Below are 551 nucleotides of genomic sequence, written 5' to 3'. Positions count from 1 at the left end.
ACACATTACCTGCCGCATCAGTCTCTCGAACCGTAATTGAGTTGTCACCTTCGACCACAGCAGGAGGGGTTGTTGACCAACTGCCATCTGCAGCCTGATATTCAACTGTATTGCCAACTTCGCTTGGCGTTACTGTGAATAAACCGTCATTAGTTAATAAATCACCATCACTAATACCCGAATCAGTATCCAGCGTGATCTTTGGTGCATTTGGCGCTTGCGTATCTAAAACAAAATCCAATGTATTTGAGCCAGACACATTACCCGCAGCATCAGTTTCACGCACCGTAATTGAGTTGTCACCTTCGACCACCGCAGGAGGGGTTGTTGACCAACTGCCATCTGCAGCCTGATATTCAACTGTATTGCCAACTTCGCTTGGCGTTACTGTGAATAAGCCATCATTCGTAAGCAGATCACCATCACTAATACCCGAATCAGTATCCAGCGTGATCGTTGGTGCATTTGGCGCTTGCGTATCAAGCACAAAATCTAATGTACTCGAGCCAGACACATTACCTGCCGCATCAGTTTCACGCACCGTAATTGAG

The 551-nt window shown here is 46.6% G+C and carries 1 protein-coding gene; it reads right to left on the bottom strand.

Annotation, left to right across the window (positions count from 1 at the left end):
* Positions 1-551, bottom strand: a 551-nt coding sequence (locus HC728_RS19820) for an Ig-like domain-containing protein (RefSeq protein ID WP_190395991.1), incomplete at both ends; no start/stop codon positions are given.

The sequence above is a fragment of the Aliivibrio sp. S10_S31 genome, assembly GCF_014694495.1.
Taxonomy (GTDB): Bacteria; Pseudomonadota; Gammaproteobacteria; order Enterobacterales; family Vibrionaceae; genus Aliivibrio; species Aliivibrio fischeri.
Note: the sequence above shows the minus strand (reverse complement) of the source record. Positions and strands in the feature narration are given on the sequence as shown.